The sequence below is a fragment of the Paenibacillus sp. 1SOY10 genome, from assembly GCF_056836745.1.
Map to the genome: position 1 here is coordinate 37,090 of NZ_JBXENK010000001.1, position 15,285 is coordinate 52,374.

At 47.2% G+C, this 15,285-nt stretch carries 16 protein-coding genes; 10 read left to right on the forward strand and 6 right to left on the reverse strand.

Annotation, left to right across the window (positions count from 1 at the left end):
• Positions 1 to 16: 16 nt before the first annotated feature.
• The 5 genes from AC1VOR_RS00165 (at position 17) to AC1VOR_RS00185 (ending at position 3,325) form a co-directional block, all read left to right on the forward strand.
• Positions 17 to 508, forward strand: coding sequence for an ABC transporter permease (locus AC1VOR_RS00165; protein ID WP_482614966.1), 492 nt, complete (start codon positions 17 to 19; stop codon positions 506 to 508).
• Positions 509 to 539: 31 nt separating this feature from the next.
• Positions 540 to 998, forward strand: coding sequence for a hypothetical protein (locus tag AC1VOR_RS00170; RefSeq protein WP_482614968.1), 459 nt, complete (start codon positions 540 to 542; stop codon positions 996 to 998).
• A gap of 11 nt (positions 999 to 1,009) precedes the next feature.
• Positions 1,010 to 1,561 (forward strand): hypothetical protein, encoded by a 552-nt coding sequence (locus AC1VOR_RS00175; RefSeq protein WP_482614969.1) that lies wholly within the window; start codon positions 1,010 to 1,012, stop codon positions 1,559 to 1,561.
• On the forward strand, positions 1,548 to 2,546 hold the full coding sequence (locus AC1VOR_RS00180) for a hypothetical protein (protein WP_482614970.1): 999 nt from the start codon (positions 1,548 to 1,550) through the stop codon (positions 2,544 to 2,546). Before AC1VOR_RS00175 ends, AC1VOR_RS00180 begins: the two co-directional genes overlap by 14 nt.
• 101 nt (positions 2,547 to 2,647) lie before the next feature.
• Entirely contained in the window at positions 2,648 to 3,325 is a 678-nt protein-coding gene (locus AC1VOR_RS00185; RefSeq protein WP_482614972.1) for a winged helix-turn-helix transcriptional regulator, read from the forward strand.
• A 13-nt stretch (positions 3,326 to 3,338) separates the two neighbouring features.
• Here AC1VOR_RS00185 and AC1VOR_RS00190 read toward each other — a convergent pair whose 3' ends face one another.
• Both AC1VOR_RS00190 and AC1VOR_RS00195 read right to left on the reverse strand, forming a co-directional pair.
• Positions 3,339 to 3,851, reverse strand: coding sequence for a C40 family peptidase (locus tag AC1VOR_RS00190; protein WP_482614975.1), 513 nt, complete (start codon positions 3,849 to 3,851; stop codon positions 3,339 to 3,341).
• Between the two features lie 258 nt (positions 3,852 to 4,109).
• Positions 4,110 to 4,751, reverse strand: coding sequence for a thiamine diphosphokinase (locus AC1VOR_RS00195; RefSeq protein WP_482614977.1), 642 nt, complete (start codon positions 4,749 to 4,751; stop codon positions 4,110 to 4,112).
• A gap of 141 nt (positions 4,752 to 4,892) precedes the next feature.
• Between AC1VOR_RS00195 and AC1VOR_RS00200 the strand changes: the two genes are divergently transcribed.
• A complete protein-coding gene (locus tag AC1VOR_RS00200; protein WP_482614979.1) occupies positions 4,893 to 5,588 on the forward strand; it encodes a trimeric intracellular cation channel family protein in 696 nt (231 codons plus the stop codon).
• Positions 5,589 to 5,660: 72 nt separating this feature from the next.
• Here AC1VOR_RS00200 and AC1VOR_RS00205 read toward each other — a convergent pair whose 3' ends face one another.
• Entirely contained in the window at positions 5,661 to 6,389 is a 729-nt protein-coding gene (locus AC1VOR_RS00205) for an alpha/beta hydrolase (protein ID WP_482614981.1), read from the reverse strand.
• Positions 6,390 to 6,644: 255 nt separating this feature from the next.
• On the opposite strand from AC1VOR_RS00205, the gene pdhA reads away from it, so the two are divergent.
• From pdhA to lpdA, 4 genes are read left to right on the forward strand one after another with little or no spacing between them, the layout of a single operon-like run.
• Positions 6,645 to 7,712 carry a pyruvate dehydrogenase (acetyl-transferring) E1 component subunit alpha gene (gene pdhA / locus AC1VOR_RS00210; RefSeq protein WP_482614982.1) on the forward strand — a complete coding sequence of 356 codons (1,068 nt, stop codon included), beginning with the start codon at positions 6,645 to 6,647 and terminating at the stop codon, positions 7,710 to 7,712.
• 48 nt (positions 7,713 to 7,760) lie between these two features.
• Positions 7,761 to 8,738 carry an alpha-ketoacid dehydrogenase subunit beta gene (locus AC1VOR_RS00215; protein ID WP_482614984.1) on the forward strand — a complete coding sequence of 326 codons (978 nt, stop codon included), beginning with the start codon at positions 7,761 to 7,763 and terminating at the stop codon, positions 8,736 to 8,738.
• A gap of 27 nt (positions 8,739 to 8,765) precedes the next feature.
• Positions 8,766 to 10,067 (forward strand): dihydrolipoamide acetyltransferase family protein, encoded by a 1,302-nt coding sequence (locus AC1VOR_RS00220; protein ID WP_482614985.1) that lies wholly within the window; start codon positions 8,766 to 8,768, stop codon positions 10,065 to 10,067.
• A 4-nt stretch (positions 10,068 to 10,071) separates the two neighbouring features.
• Entirely contained in the window at positions 10,072 to 11,487 is a 1,416-nt protein-coding gene (lpdA, locus tag AC1VOR_RS00225) for a dihydrolipoyl dehydrogenase (RefSeq protein WP_482614987.1), read from the forward strand.
• A 69-nt stretch (positions 11,488 to 11,556) separates the two neighbouring features.
• Here the strand turns inward: lpdA and AC1VOR_RS00230 are convergent, their stop codons facing one another.
• The 3 genes from AC1VOR_RS00230 to AC1VOR_RS00240 all read right to left on the reverse strand — a co-directional run bounded on the left by AC1VOR_RS00230 (position 11,557) and on the right by AC1VOR_RS00240 (position 15,282).
• On the reverse strand, positions 11,557 to 12,390 hold the full coding sequence (locus tag AC1VOR_RS00230; RefSeq protein ID WP_482614988.1) for a class I SAM-dependent methyltransferase: 834 nt from the start codon (positions 12,388 to 12,390) through the stop codon (positions 11,557 to 11,559).
• A 121-nt stretch (positions 12,391 to 12,511) separates the two neighbouring features.
• Positions 12,512 to 14,995, reverse strand: a complete 2,484-nt coding sequence (locus AC1VOR_RS00235; protein ID WP_482614989.1) for an FAD-dependent oxidoreductase — start codon at positions 14,993 to 14,995, stop codon at positions 12,512 to 12,514.
• Positions 14,992 to 15,282 carry an ArsR/SmtB family transcription factor gene (locus tag AC1VOR_RS00240; RefSeq protein ID WP_482614991.1) on the reverse strand — a complete coding sequence of 97 codons (291 nt, stop codon included), beginning with the start codon at positions 15,280 to 15,282 and terminating at the stop codon, positions 14,992 to 14,994. Before AC1VOR_RS00240 ends, AC1VOR_RS00235 begins: the two co-directional genes overlap by 4 nt.
• Positions 15,283 to 15,285: the final 3 nt, after the last annotated feature.

Genomic DNA, 15,285 nt, shown 5'->3' on the forward strand with positions numbered 1-15,285 from the left:
AAGGAGAATATGAATTATGAACAATGCATCATCCGCATTAAAAGTAGCGGCAGGGATTTTTCTGACTATTGCCTTGATTACAATTGTAGTGATTTTGTTTGTGTCAGCGCAGGAGGCAACGAAAACCGCGCAAAATCATTTTTCCGACATTCAAACGGAACTGTCCCAAGCCTCATTTACAGTTTATGACGATACGACTATTAGCGGTTCCCAGGTTACTAACGCTTTGCGGAAATTTAATGACCGCCAGCAGTTCGGTGTATTGGTGAAGACGGGGAAGAACAGTGTAGGAGAATGGTATGGTGACATTCTGAATGTGAATGATCCAGAGGGTTCGGAGAAATACGGTTCGGTCATAGGACCAAGCAATGCAGATATCGGAAATTCATGGAATGAAATTCTGAATGAATATGTCAACCCAAGTGGAAAATTCAAGGCGAGGGTAATCAAAGATAAGTCAAACGTCGTGCGTGGGGTCGTATTTACTCAGACCACGGTGATGCCTTGATTGTTATTGTACAGTTGTTGGGCGAATGTCTATGAATCACGTAAGGGGAATGCTATGGCTACTGTTCTCTATCAGCTTTTGTCTGGCGGCAGCCAGCTTGACTCTGGCCCTTGATCAACGCCAGCATTCCGCGATTGATCACCTCGCTGTGAATTCGCATAGCTCCGTTCGCAGTGTGTATACGCGGATGGGGGCGGCTCAAGGCTCGGCATTATCTGTTATATATGGGGATGCCAAAGCTAGCGGGGATCTGGATACGTATACCGGATTACAGATTATACACAGCTTGAAGGAATGGTGTATCCAGGGACAACTGGTCATCGTAGATGGTAGGACACTGACAACTGGCAGTGCTACGGACTCGGTGGATGTACTGGAGGAAAGCCGCAATATTGCACTAAATGTGCTTGATTTAAAAGCGGAATACACTGCTAAACGGACTTATTATGCAGATGGAAACATTCAGAATACGTTGTTCTATCAAAGGTAGGAGATGAAAGAGTGAGCCATATTTTGTCCAAGATGACTGCTGCGCTGCTGGCTGTCTTGTTATTGTTTGCTTATCCAGCCTTGCAGACGGCTCAGCGGCAGGAGGACATTCAATATTTGGCGGCCTATCAAGCCATGGTTCAATTCGCTGATGCAGTCAGAAGCAAGGGGTATGTCTCCCCTGTGATGTACGAAGAATTCATTCAACAACTGGAAGTAGGCGGAGGAATGCATGAGGTGGAACTGGAGCATCGCCGGAAGAAGTATCACCCCGAATATGGCGATCCAGCTAATCCCAATACGTTCTTGAATGATTTCAGTGTTGTATATGATGCTTACTATTCCCCCGAGATTTTGTCTGTGTTATTTCCAGAGAATACGGGTGGCATGCCGAAGGAGAAAGGGCAATACAGGCTTCAGGCAGGTGATTATTTCTCGGTAACCTTGACAGATCATTCACGTGGACCGATGGATATTTTCTCTGATTTTTTATATGGTGGGCCTGCTCCGGAGGTTTCTGGCTTAATGACATATGGAGGAATGGTCTTGAATGAAGATTACTGACTGGGCGATCATCTTTGTACTTCTGGTGACTCCCATGCTATGGCTGGGAAGCTTACATATTGAAGATGCACGGGAGATGAACAGGCTGGATATCCGTTATACAACGGCATTGAAGACAGCGACGCAGGATGGGGGTAAGGCGCTTAATCGAAATGAGCTACAGAGATTTGAGAACGGCTACGGATCAGATAAATGGATGCGGGCTGACAAGGAACAAGCTCTAGCCGCTTTCCTGCGAACGATGTATGTTAATTTTGATGTGGCTGATGATTTACTAGGCCAACAGGCCCTGCTTGCATTCATTCCAGCGGTGGTTGTAATTGATTACGATGGCTATTATGTATATGCAGCCAGGCCGGGTTCCGAATACGATCAAGAATCGTCTCTAATCCATCGTTGGGGAGACAAGAAGCCCTATGTTTATGCCGATACTCGAGGGAACAGCATAGCTTTTACGCTGGATAGCCATGTAACGGTGTATGATGCGGCTGAGAAGCGCTGGTTAAGCGGAAGACAGGATGAACTGAAGGATGAGACTACCATTTCCTTGCTTCAGGATGATTCCAGATTTGAAGGGGTGCGTCGCTCTGCAATCGTACATAGTATTGAACGGGATTTGGAGCAGGCTATTCATCTCCATAATGATTACGCCACTAGGCTGGGAGTGCGCTATACCTTTACGCTCCCAACCATCTCGCAGGAGGAGTGGAACAATACATTAGACGATGTGGGCATCATTGCTTTTCTACAAGGAATTCCTGTTGGCGATCGTTATTATAATAACTATGCCCTTGGAGGCGGGCGGCTGGTTCGTTCCTCGGTCATTCTTGGCCTTGTGGATTCGGTAACGGGGATGAAGTATTACGAGCGGGAGTCCTGTGCGACTGTGAATGATCGTCGTTACCAAATTGAAGAGGTGTTCTCCAGTGAGCAGGCCGCGGCGGGGGAGGGATATTTTGCAGCCAATTGCCGATGGTTGGAATGAGGTACCATAGAATGGTTTGCAGCCTGATTGAACATCTTATAAATGCATGTTCAAAAGGTCAGGTTTTCAGCTTGGTAATTGCAAGTAAGGTGGTCATACGGATGCGAAGATATATACTGCTGGTCCTGGAGAATGGAGGGGAAGGGACTAGAATCAAGGCCGGACTTGAAGAAGTCGGCTATCAGGTAGGATGGTGCCAAAGCGGGGATGAGGCAATTCATCACTTAAATGATGAATTGCCGGAGCTGGTCTTGCTCGGGACTGATCTTACCGAAGAAAAATGGGAGCGAGTTTTAGAACGGATTGGCCGGTTCGCTCCCTTTCCCATTATTCTGCTACTTCATGAGTGGAACTCGGAAATCGTGGTGCAAGCTTTCGCCAGTGGGGTAAATGATTGTGTGAATGTTACAGTTCCGATGGCTGAACTCTATGCTAGAATGGGCCATTTGCTCTCCCTTTACAAGCAGATTGGCGATGGCTCTGCTACGGAATTGGGATATGGACCATTACGCATGGAGCTTCGCAACCGCAAGGTCTACCGGGACGGCGAGGAGATAATGCTGACATCGAAGGAATTCGATTTGCTCTTATTTTTAGCCAGGAGGGCCGGTAAGGTTTGCAGTCGCGAAATGATTTTGCAGCAGGTGTGGGGATATGAATTTGCAACGGGGACTAATGTAGTGGATGTGTATATTCGCCATTTACGTCAAAAGCTGGACCGTGGTCGTATGCCCAAATTGCTGCATACGATCCGCGGTACCGGCTATATGTTAAGATAAGTAAGCCTGTCCCTTACAGGACGCGGCGGGCCTTGAGATAAGTTTTCTTCCAGTTACCGGAGTTGAGGTTTGAAATAGTCACTCCCGGCTTGCCGTAAGTATGCAGGATTTTGCCATTCCCCATGTAAACGGCCACATGGGTCACATTCTTTCCGGTAGCTCGGCTGCCACTGGAGAAGAAGACGAGATCCCCTGTTTTCAGGTTGGATTTGGAGACTGCATAACCTGATTTTGATTGTGCCGAAGCGGTACGTGGCAAATTGACGCCATATTTCTTGAAGATATATTTAATAAAGGACGAGCAATCGAATACGCGGCTGGTTGAGGTGGAAGCTCCAAATTTATAAGGTGTCCCCAAAAATTTCTTGCCGTAGTTGACCACACTGGTTCCTGTCGATACGGCTGTGCTTTCTGCAGATTCTGCTGCTTGTACTGTCCCAACTCCGCTGGTAAGTAAAGTTCCGAATCCGATGGCGGAAGCTAGTCCGACTGTCAATACCTTTTGGAAAATGCTGCGTTTATTCATATTGTTGTAGTACCTCCAAAATTTTGTTAATTTGGTTCGTAATGAAGTATAACAGGTTTGTAATCTTCTAAAAATTGGTAGATATTGCTCAATACCTTGTCTACCAAAGCTTTGAGGCGGATTATTAAAAAACGATTAAAAATTGCTTTTTTCTAAGAAAAGGATAAATGCTAATGAGTGAAAAAGCCTGTAACCCCTTGATTAACAAGGAGTTACAGGCTTTTTTTGAATGATTACAATTTTGTTTTATTTATTAAACTAATCCCGACTCTGTATGATCAGGAGCCAACCGCTTTCTACTTTAACCGTACCTGTGGAGGCAATAAGTTTGTTGCTGACGGCCAGCGATTGTCCCATTTTCAGCGTAGCCTTGTCCAGAGGGTATAGGAAACCGTCTAGGGTGATACCCGTAACTTCCGGAGTGAGGGGAAGCAGGGAGACGTATGTATAACCTCGGTCTTCAACCTGGCAAGTTGTGCCGGTCAGCGTAATATGATTGTATTCATCCCAAATGCTGCAAGCAATCTGATGCTGAACGGCACGTAGCAAGATATGTATGTTGGCAAGGGTGTGGTCCATACGAGTGCCGAGGACTCCGATAAGAATGATTTCTTGCGGCTGAAGACGAATGGCCAGGTCGAAAGCAAGTTCGGTATCGGTCAAGTCTTTGTCCAACGCGTCGCAGGTTGTGAGTTCTCCGCTGTTTTTGCGGATGATTGCCAATTCATCCTCGCTGACCGAGTCGAAGTCACCTACTGCCAAATTTGGCTTTACGCCATGCTCCACCAGGAACAAGGCTCCCCGGTCAGCCCCGATAGTGTAGTCGTCTTCACGAATCTCTTGGACAAGGGCAGGATCAATACGTCCACCGGCAAAAATGAGTACCCGATTGTTGGTCATGTTTCATTCTTCCTTTCGTACATAAATCGGTTCATTAAATTAGTATAATTCAGATTTTAGGCTTGCACAATTTCATCTTGAGGGCCTACAATGAGGATTGATAGAAAATAGCTAACAGAAAGAGGAAGAGAAGACGGGAACATGCACATATTCGATATTTTCAGCATCATCGGAACCATTGCTTTTGCCATGTCTGGCGCATTCGTGGCGATGGAGGAGAAGTATGACATTCTCGGGGTAGTGGTGCTGGGCCTAGTCACAGCTTTTGGCGGCGGAATTATCCGCAATGTGCTAATCGGTGTTCCGGTCACTACCTTATGGGCGCAGGGGGATTTAATTTTATTGGCTGTATTGTCTGTATTGATTGCCTTCATCTTGCCAATGCCATGGATTCGGCATTGGAAACGGACGGAGGTGCTGTTTGATGCCATTGGCTTGTCCGCCTTTGCTATCCAAGGTGCGCTTTATGCCACAGAAATGAAGCATCCACTCAGCGCGGTATTGGTTGCTGCCGTCTTGACGGGGATCGGTGGGGGAATCATTCGCGATTTGCTTGCCGGGCGCAAGCCGCTGGTACTTCGGGAGGAAATCTATGCCGTATGGGCAATGATGGCCGGTTTAGCAGTGGGGTTCGGTTGGTTTCAATCCACATTCGAACTCATTCTCTTGTTTGTTCTCGTTGTCTTCTTTCGTATGCTGTCGGTGCACTACAAATGGAAGTTGCCTCGTCGGTCTTTGGAAACGGGGAACATTCATATGGGGACAGAATCCGGGCTAACCGAGGTGGCCTCAGAACGGGTTGTCGTGAGGGAACAAACTCCTTCAGCGGCAGAATAGAACAATGAACAAGGCTGTCCCAAGCTCTAACCGCTTTAAGGACAGCCTTGTTCAGATGAAGAGATGTAAGCGCTATTTCAAGAAATGGATTAACGCATCTGGAAGCTCTTGTTGCCAGAAGCCCCACAAATGTTTGCCATCCTTCTCGAGGTAAGTGACCTTGGCACCGCGCTCTTCCAACAACGCCTTGGCTTTGCGGTTCAGTTCAACAAAGTTATAGGTTCCCGTATCTGTCGTGTAGTTCTGTTCCTGTAGGCCAACAATCATAAAGAGGGATAGAGCGGACAGATCGGTCTCTTGGGCCAGCAATTTCAGTGAAGGCTCATAGTACGCTCCCGATAGGCTGATGATTTTGGCAAACAAATTCGGTCTTTTCAAGGCCAAATGCAGGGAAACGGTCGCTCCCAGTGAATCGCCAGCTAAAATCCGTTCCCCCGGTTCGCGGCGAACCGGATATTTCTGTTCAATGAAGGGAATAATTTCTTCCGTAAAACAGCTTGTGTAGGCCTCAAAGCGGTTGCCAAATGGAGCGTATTCCTCTGTACGTATAGTGGTGTTCACCTCTACACCAACGATGATAAAGGGATCGATTCCTTCATCTAATATCAGTTGGTTGGCATGGGTAGCGATTCGTCCGAAATTAAAAAACTCCTCGCCGTCCTGACAATATACGACAGGATAGCTGATAATTTCGTTGTAGCCCGGAGGAAGGTAAACGCGAAGATAGCGCTTTTCTCCTAAAAACTCGCTTTCGATCTCTTCCTTAATAATGGTTCGCTTGAGATAACGTGAATCCGTCATGGTTCAAACACGCTCCGTTCCGTAAAATTTTGCTTTTGATACTGGATTCAGATAGAATTTATCGTGAGAAATGGGTCATAGACATTCCCTGAAAAAAGGAAGGTGTTATACTAATTTGAACGAACTGTTACATAAACAAAAATAAAAATATAACACAATTAACTTGAAATCCTTTGACTTATTGAGTGAAACAGATGTATAATAATTCTATAACAGAGACACAAGATAATCAAATATTTAGTCGAGGTGAAAAAAATGAGCAAGATTCCTTATGAAGTGTATACGGAAGAAGTTGAAGCTTTAACCGTGCTTTCCCCAGATGGCGAGATTGTGAATAAAGATAAAGTCCCGGCTTTGACCGACGATCAATTAAAAGAACTTATGTACCGTATGGTATTTACCCGTACTTGGGACGAACGTGCGATTAACCTGGGCCGTCAAGGTCGTTTGGGCTTCTACGCACCGGTATCCGGCCAAGAGGCAACTATGGTGGGTAGTGAATTTGCTTTGGACAAAGGCGATTTCGTTTGCCCGGGCTATCGCGATATGCCTCAGCTTGTATGGCACGGTCTACCGCTGTATCAAGCATTCCTGTATTCCCGCGGTCATCAACACGGCGGTGAAATTCCTGAAGGCGTTAATGTACTTATGCCACAAATCATCATCGGTGCGCAAGTGCTGCATGCGATGGGGATTGCTATGGGTTATAAATTGAAGAAACAAAAACAAGTAGCTATTACTTATACCGGTGACGGTGGTTCCTCCGAAGGCGACTTCTACGAAGCACTGAACTTTGCTGGAGTATACAAGCTGCCTGTTATTTTCTTCGTGCAAAACAATGGTTATGCCATTACGACACCATTCTCCAAACAGACTGCAGCTTTGTCGATTGCTCATAAAGCAGTTGCTGCCGGAATCCGTGGTGTGAAGATTGACGGGATGGACGTATTTGCCGTCATCAGCGCTGTACAAGAAGCCGCTGAGCGTGGCCGCAACGGAGAAGGGGCTACACTGATCGAAGCTGTGACCTATCGTTTCCGTCCGCATTCCTTGTCTGACGATACTTCCAAGTACCGGACAAAAGAAGAGGAAGGCGAATGGGGCGAGAAAGATCCAATTAATCGTCTGGCCAAGTACCTGAATAAGAAAGGCCTCTGGACGGATGAAGACACGGCTCGCGTAAAAGATGAAGCCAAGGCGAAAGTCAACGAACAAATTAAAAAAGCGGAACAAACTGAAAAAATGACAATCCCAGGCCTGATCGACAGCATGTTTGAGCATACGCCGAAACATCTGGAAGAGCAAAAAGCCGATTTTAAATAAGCTGAACATTTAAATAGTCTGATCGTTCTATAGAGGAGGATACAAGCAATGGCACAGATGAATATGAAAGAAGCAATTCGGGATGCAATGCGCGTCGAGTTGGAACGTGATCCGAACGTTATTATTTTCGGTGAAGACGTAGGGAATGTCGGCGGGGTATTCCGCGTTACAGAAGGTTTGCAAAAGGATTTTGGTGAAGAGCGTGTAATGGATACGCCGCTGGCGGAATCAGCGATCGGTGGTATGGCTGTGGGCCTGGGTATTCAAGGATTCCGTCCAATTGCAGAAATTCAGTTCGTAGGCTTTATCTTTGAAGCACTGGATCAAATTTTGGTACAAGCGGCTCGCTTGCGCTACCGTTCCGGTGGTCGTTACAATGCACCAATCGTATTCCGTACCCCGTTTGGTGGTGGAGTAAAAGCGGCTGAGCTGCATACTGATGCCCTCGAAGGTTTGATTGCTCAAACGCCAGGGATCAAGCTGGTTATCCCTTCAAATCCTTATGATGCTAAAGGTTTGCTGATCTCGGCAATCCGCGATAATGATCCAGTATTCTTTATGGAGCATTTGAACTTGTATCATGCTTTCCGTGATGAAGTACCAGAAGGGGAATACACCGTTGAATTGGGTAAGGCCAACATCGTTCGTGAAGGTTCTGATGTGACGATTATTTCGTACGGTATGATGGTTCACACGGCAGTGAAGGCTGCAGACGAGTTGGAGAAGAACGGTGTGAAAGCCGAAGTTATCGACTTGCGTACGCTGGTACCACTTGATATTGATACGATTGTAGCTTCTGTGAAGAAGACGAATCGCGTCATTATCGTACAAGAAGCTCAAAAATCGGCAGGTATTGCCGCTGAAATTATTGCTCAAATCAACGAAAAAGCTATTTTACATTTGGAAGCTCCTGTGCTTCGCATTACGCCACCGGATACGATTTATCCATTCGCGCAAATCGAAGATCAATGGCTCCCGTCCCCAGCCCGTATTATTGAAGGCGTCAATAAAGTTCTCGAATTTTAATTAGACAAAAAATGGGAGGTAATTCCTGTGGCAAAATTTGAATACCGGTTTCCTGAGCTCGGGGAAGGTCTGCATGAAGGCGAAATTATCAAAATGCATATCAAACCGGGTGATACCGTAACAGATGAAGATATTATCATGGAAGTTCAAAACGATAAAGCGGTTGTAGAAGTACCTTGTCCGGTTAACGGGACAGTACAAGAAGTACTCGGTACCGATGGAGCAGTCTTCCGCGTAGGGCAGGTAGTGGCTGTCATCGATGCTGAAGGCGATATTCCTGATCAAGGTGATGCACCGGCACATGAAGAGCCCGAAGCAGCAGCTCCAGCACCAACTGAAGCAGCAGCGCCTGCGGCAAGTGCCTCGGCACCAGCAGCATCGGCAGCTCCGGTAGCTTCTGACCGTGAAGTCTTGGCTACACCAAGCGTTCGCAAGTTTGCTCGTGAGCAAGGCATCGACATTGCCCAAGTTCCTGGCACGGGTAAAGCGGGCAAAATTACTCGCGAAGATGTAGAAGCCTTCAAGAACGGTGGTGCTCCGGCAGCTTCTTCCGCGGCAGTTCCAGCAGCAGAGGCTGCTACGACAACATCAGCTCCGGCTGCTGCTCCTACTGAAATCCCGCAAGGAGCGGACGAAGAACGCGTACCATTCAAGGGTATCCGTAAAGCGATCTCCAATGCGATGGTTAAATCGGCTTATACCGCACCACATGTTACGATTATGGATGAAGTGGATGTTACTGAACTGGTATCCTTCCGTACTCGTATGAAACCAGTCGCTGAGAAGAAGGGCATTAAAGTAACTTACCTGCCGTTTATCGTGAAGGCACTGGTAGCTGCTTCCCGTAAATTCCCGGCGCTGAATGCTTCCATCGATGAAGTGAACAACGAAATCGTGTACAAGAAGCATTATGATATCGGTATTGCTACAGATACAGATAACGGCTTGATCGTCCCTGTAATCAAGGATGCTGATCGTAAGAGCATCTGGATGATCGCTGAATCCATCTCTGACCTGGCACTTCGTGGACGCGAAGGTAAGCTTAGCGCTAACGAAATGAAAGGCAGCACCATTTCCATCTCCAACATCGGCTCTGCGGGCGGTATGTTCTTCACACCGATCATTAACTACCCTGAAGTAGCTATCCTGGGTACAGGCCGGATTAGTGAAAAACCGGTTGTACGCGATGGTGAAGTTGTAGTAGCGCCTGTAATGGCTCTGTCCCTCAGCTTCGACCACCGTCTGATCGACGGTGCAACGGCACAAAACTTTATGAACTACATCAAACAACTGCTCGCTAACCCTGAGCTGCTTGTCATGGAGGTGTAATGTAATGGTAGTAGGAGACGCTTCTCTTGATATTGATACATTGGTCGTAGGTGCTGGTCCTGGTGGTTATGTAGCTGCAATTCGGGCAGCTCAGCTTGGACAAAAAGTAGTTATCGTAGATAAATCGGAGCTGGGTGGCGTGTGCTTGAATCGCGGTTGTATTCCATCCAAAGCTTTGATTGCTGCGGCACATCAATTTGAAAATGCTTCTCATGGCGAAGCTTTCGGGATTAGTGCTGAAAATGTGAAAGTAGATTTCACAAAAACACAAGAGTTCAAAAATGGTGTCGTTAAAAAAATGACCCAAGGTGTTAACGGTTTGCTTAAAGGCAACAAGATCGAAATTTTCCACGGTGAAGTGATGTTCATTAACAACACAGAAGCTCGTGCATTTAACGATCATGAATCGCCGCGTTACCGGTTCAAGAACTGTATTCTTGCCACAGGTTCTCGCCCAATTGAACTGAAACCATTCCCATTTGGCGGACGCATCTTGTCTTCAACAGAAGCCTTAGACTTGCAAGAAGTGCCATCCAGCTTGATTGTAATCGGTGGTGGATACATTGGTGCGGAGCTTGGTCAAATGTATTCCAAGTTCGGTACAAAAGTAACGATCATTGAAGGCGCAGACGCAGTTCTTCCTGGCTTCGACAAGGATATGACTCGTTTGGTTGCCAAGAACATGGAGAAAACAGGTATCGAAATTATTACGAATGCCAAAGCGGAAAGTGCAGAGCAAACGGATAAAAACGTAACTGTTAAATATTCGGTAAATGGTGAAGCTAAAGAAGTAACGGCTGACTACTTGTTAGTAACTGTAGGTCGTCGTCCTAACACAGATGGTGATCTGGGTCTTGAGCTGGCAGGCGTTGAATTGACCGATCGTGGATTGGTTAAGGTGGATCATCAAGGACGCACAACTAACCCACAAATCTTCGCTATTGGCGACATTGTGCCAGGTCTGGCGCTTGCACACAAAGCTTCTTACGAAGGTAAGGTTGCAGCAGAAGTCATCTCCGGATTACCTTCTGTTGTTGATTACAAAGGAATGCCTGCTGTATGCTTCACGGATCCTGAATGTGCAAGCGTTGGTTACACGGAGAAGGAAGCGAAGGAAAAAGGCTTCAAAGTTAAAGCTGGTAAGTTCCCGTTTGCGGGCAACGGCCGTGCTACTTCCCTGAACCAGCCTGATGGCTTCATCAAAATTGTTGCTAACGAAGAAAACAACGTGGTTCTGGGTGCGCAAATCGTAGGAATTGAAGCTTCTAACTTGATCGCTGAGTTGGGTCTTGCGGTCGAGATGAGTGCAACTCTGGAAGATATCTCGCTGACTGTCCATGCTCACCCAACCTTGGGCGAAATCGTTATGGAAACAGCAGAACTGGTAGAAGGTCATCCTATTCACGTGATCTCTCGCTAATCGAATAGCGGTTCAAACGCTCTTTCGAGAGCAGGATTTAACTCCTAAGCATATTTAAAGCAGGGCCGATTATCGGTCCTGCTCTTTTTTTCTTCCTAGACGCATACGGTAGCTGAACATAATGTCTCTGGTAGCTCCCGCAAAGATGTCCTGCACTTGATTGCGAAACTGTTCAGCATCCGAATGAAGTTCACTGGTGCCTAGCTTTAAGGCCGTTTGGAGTCCCCCTTGGCTGAAGGCGATGTTGATGTAGCGCTCGGCATCGCAAGCCTCCCAGTTGTGGAAGACAATTTCACGTGTAAAATCAAACCATTCTGATTCGCGAATTTGTTGCAAGTGTCCTTCCTTCGGCCACTTATGGGCCTGCTTCTCGGGCTCGGCCAATTGAACGGCCCATTCATCCGCAAGCCGAATCAAGCGTTCATAGCTTTGTTCCAGCTCAGGAAGGCTGACAGGCGGCCAGTCGCAATCGTATGCGGCGAACAAGCCTCCGGGACGCAGGACGCGGGCAAACTCTTGCAGGGTGGGTTGTGGGTCCATCCAATGGAAGGATTGGGAGCAGGTAATGATATCGACGGTGTCATCCTGGAAAGGCAGGGCATGCGACAGAGCTTGCACAAAATTTAAACTTTCCGGCTTGTCCTGTTGTTCCCAGCGCGACAGAGCGACGGCCCGCATATCATCACTGGGCTCAACACCAACGATGTTCTCTGCTTGACGTAACCATATAAAGGAGGAGAGACCGGTTCCACAACCCACATCAGCAACGAGGCGTGGGGGATGGCCTAAATACATAGTTAATATTTTGATGATTTCCTCCGGGGCTTTAGGACGATTACGGTCATATAGTTCGCCAAACCCGCTAAATCTTTCTACATTATTAACACGGATATGTTCGTTCAACTAAAACCACTCCTTTAGGTTTGTAGAGTCAATCTAGGTTTAAGGATTATATTACCGATTATACATGAATCCAGGAAGCAAATAAAAAGACCCCTGCCATAATGCCAGGAGCCTCTGAAATTTAAATGAACAGATTGATACCCGATTGATCTGCTTTACCTAAGTAATAACCTACACCACCGATTTTGACACCATCGATCAATTCTTCCTTGCGAAGTCCCATGACATCCATGGACATCTGGCAAGCTACAATCTCAACGCCTTGACGCATAGCGCTGTCCATCAGTTCCTCCAAGGAAGAGACCTGATTATGCTTCATGACATCACGAATCATTTTAGCGCCCAGACCGAACATATTCATTCGCGATAGCGGGAGCTTACGGCTGCCACGAGGCATCATCACTCCAAACATACGGCCGATCAAGCTTTTATTTACCTTGATACTCGCTGGCTTGCGCAATATGTTAAGTCCCCAGAAGGTAAAGAACAAGGTAACCTTCTTGCCGCTAGCTGCAGCCCCATTGGCAATAATAAAGGAGGCTATTGCTTTATCCAAGTCACCGCTGAACACAATCATGGAAGTGCCTTCGGGCATTGTTGCCTGTGAACTGTTTGTTTGAACATTGCTTTCGGGCAGACCCTTGGACACAAAAGCCTCAATCACACCGTTATCCTGCCGATGTACTTGAATCAATTGGTGTTTGGACATGGTTGCCCATGCCTGCACGTCCTCATAAAAGCCAGGATCAGAGGCAGTAACATGGAGGATCTGACCGACTGCCAGTGCATCCATGGACTGTTTAACCTGAATCAACGGGCCGGGGCAACTAAGGCCACAAGCATCCAGTTTCACATCAGCATGGGGCGGAGACTCGGTCGAAGACTGAGAGGTGTGAATTTGCTCGGCTCCAGCGGCGATTTCTGAATGCATCGACTGGTCTAAATCTATGAGCTTGCCCGGCTTATAGGCGCACAGTTGGTAATACTTGTAGCCGCCAGTCAAATTGCGGACCTGGTATCCTTTCTGTTGCAGAATGCATGAGGCGGTATATCCACGCAGTCCGACCTGGCAGTAGACCCAAATCTCCTTACTCGAATCCAATTCATCTAGACGAAGACGCAACTCGTCAACAGGGATGAGCAGTGAACCGGGAATATGACCATTGGCATGCTCTAGTTTAGAGCGAACATCAACCAGCATCGTGGACTGCATATTCCTTTCCTGCAAATCCCTAGGGACAAAGGTTCGGGTACGTCCTGCTAGAATATTCTCTGCGGTATATCCAGCCATGTTCACGGGATCTTTAGCCGAGGAGTAGGGAGGAGCATAGGCTAATTCTAGCTCGGCTAAATCGGTCACGGTTCCTTGAAAATGAATCACGGCGGCAATATCATCAATTCGCTTATCTACGCCGTTATAGCCAACTGCTTGGGCACCTAGCACTTTGCCATCTTTACAGAAGAGGAGCTTAATGGATATGGGAGTGGCACCAGGGTAGTACCCAGCATGAGACAAAGGATGGATAACCGTGGTTTGATACGGTATGCCGAGACGTTGTAGTGTTTTTTCATTATTTCCGGTAGCCGCCCCTGTGAGTCCAAATACCTTGATAATGGAGGTGCCTTGTGTCCCGGGGTAAGTGCTATTTAATCCAGCGAGGTTATCGGCAGCGATGCGTCCCTGCTTATTCGCCGGCCCTGCTAACGGAATGGCTGTTCGGCTTCCATTGATGAAGTCCGTTATCTCCACGGCATCACCTACAGCATAAATGCCCTCGACATTGGTTTGCATCCGCTCATTAACAATGATATGCCCACGTTGTCCCAGTTCCAGCCCTGAGCCCTTAAGGAATTCAGTATCAGGAGTTACACCGATAGCCATAATGGCCAGATCAGCACGTATTGCCTTCCCTTGGGAGGTAAAAACCTCTATGCCATCAGCCAAATCAGCAAAGCGGCTCACGGTTTGCTCCATCAAAAGGGTAATGCCTTGTTCCTCCATTTCTTTGGCGAGCATACCCGCTATTTCGCTATCGAAGGGAGGCAGAATTTGTGTGCCTCCCTCAATGAGGGTGACTTGAAGTCCAAGATCACGTAGATTCTCGGCCATTTCAACCCCGATAAAACCACCACCGATGACAATGGCGGATGAAGCGCCTTGCGTAGTTACCCGTTGTTTGATTCGGTCTGTATCAGGAATATTCCGCAAGCTATAAATATGCTTGCTTTCAATTCCCGGCAGATCTGGCCGGAATGGCCGGGCACCGGGGGAGAGGATGAGAGCATCATAACTCTCGGCATACTCGTCGTGTCCTTTGCTAAGTACTTGAATCGTTTTGTTCACCGGATCGATACCGATGACTTCTGTTTCTGTTCGCACGTCAATGTAGAAGCGCTGCTGCATTCCTTCAGGGGACTGGACAAGGAGTTTCGAACGCTCTTGAATGGTGTCCCCAATGTAATAAGGAAGCCCGCAATTGGCAAATGAGATGTATGGACCGCGTTCAAATATAATAATTTGGGCATTTTCGTCCAGCCTCCGCAGTCTGGTCGCCGCAGAAGCTCCGCCAGCGACCCCTCCTACAATAAGAACCTTCTTACTCATCCGTGTTCCTCCTCTAATAAAGCGTGTATAAGCTTTGCTACTTTCTTGTTGGCAAGACGATAGTTGACCTCCAACCCGTTTCGCTCCGCGGCGACAATACCCAGGTTTCGTAACTTTTGCAAATGCTGGGATACTGTAGATTGAGGCAAGTCCAGACATTCCTGCATGTAGGATACATTGCATTGTTCTTTATCCAACAAACCACAGACGATACAAAGGCGTACCGGATGAGCAAGTGCCTTTAGCATGTCGGCCGCTTCTTGATAAGTGTTAAAATTGTTCTTCACAGC

What these genes read in the sequence shown, in the direction of transcription:
- AC1VOR_RS00180 (WP_482614970.1), top strand. Translation starts at nt 1,548, where the DNA reads ATGAAGATTACTGACTGGGCGATCATCTTTGTACTTCTGGTGACTCCC.
- AC1VOR_RS00195 (WP_482614977.1), bottom strand. Translation starts at nt 4,751, where the DNA reads ATGACCAACAATCGGGTACTCATTTTTGCCGGTGGACGTATTGATCCT.
- AC1VOR_RS00165 (WP_482614966.1), top strand. Translation starts at nt 17, where the DNA reads ATGAACAATGCATCATCCGCATTAAAAGTAGCGGCAGGGATTTTTCTG.
- AC1VOR_RS00170 (WP_482614968.1), top strand. Translation starts at nt 540, where the DNA reads ATGAATCACGTAAGGGGAATGCTATGGCTACTGTTCTCTATCAGCTTT.
- pdhA (WP_482614982.1), top strand. Translation starts at nt 6,645, where the DNA reads ATGAGCAAGATTCCTTATGAAGTGTATACGGAAGAAGTTGAAGCTTTA.
- AC1VOR_RS00190 (WP_482614975.1), bottom strand. Translation starts at nt 3,851, where the DNA reads ATGAATAAACGCAGCATTTTCCAAAAGGTATTGACAGTCGGACTAGCT.
- AC1VOR_RS00215 (WP_482614984.1), top strand. Translation starts at nt 7,761, where the DNA reads ATGGCACAGATGAATATGAAAGAAGCAATTCGGGATGCAATGCGCGTC.
- AC1VOR_RS00200 (WP_482614979.1), top strand. Translation starts at nt 4,893, where the DNA reads ATGCACATATTCGATATTTTCAGCATCATCGGAACCATTGCTTTTGCC.
- AC1VOR_RS00235 (WP_482614989.1), bottom strand. Translation starts at nt 14,995, where the DNA reads ATGAGTAAGAAGGTTCTTATTGTAGGAGGGGTCGCTGGCGGAGCTTCT.
- lpdA (WP_482614987.1), top strand. Translation starts at nt 10,072, where the DNA reads ATGGTAGTAGGAGACGCTTCTCTTGATATTGATACATTGGTCGTAGGT.
- AC1VOR_RS00205 (WP_482614981.1), bottom strand. Translation starts at nt 6,389, where the DNA reads ATGACGGATTCACGTTATCTCAAGCGAACCATTATTAAGGAAGAGATC.
- AC1VOR_RS00185 (WP_482614972.1), top strand. Translation starts at nt 2,648, where the DNA reads ATGCGAAGATATATACTGCTGGTCCTGGAGAATGGAGGGGAAGGGACT.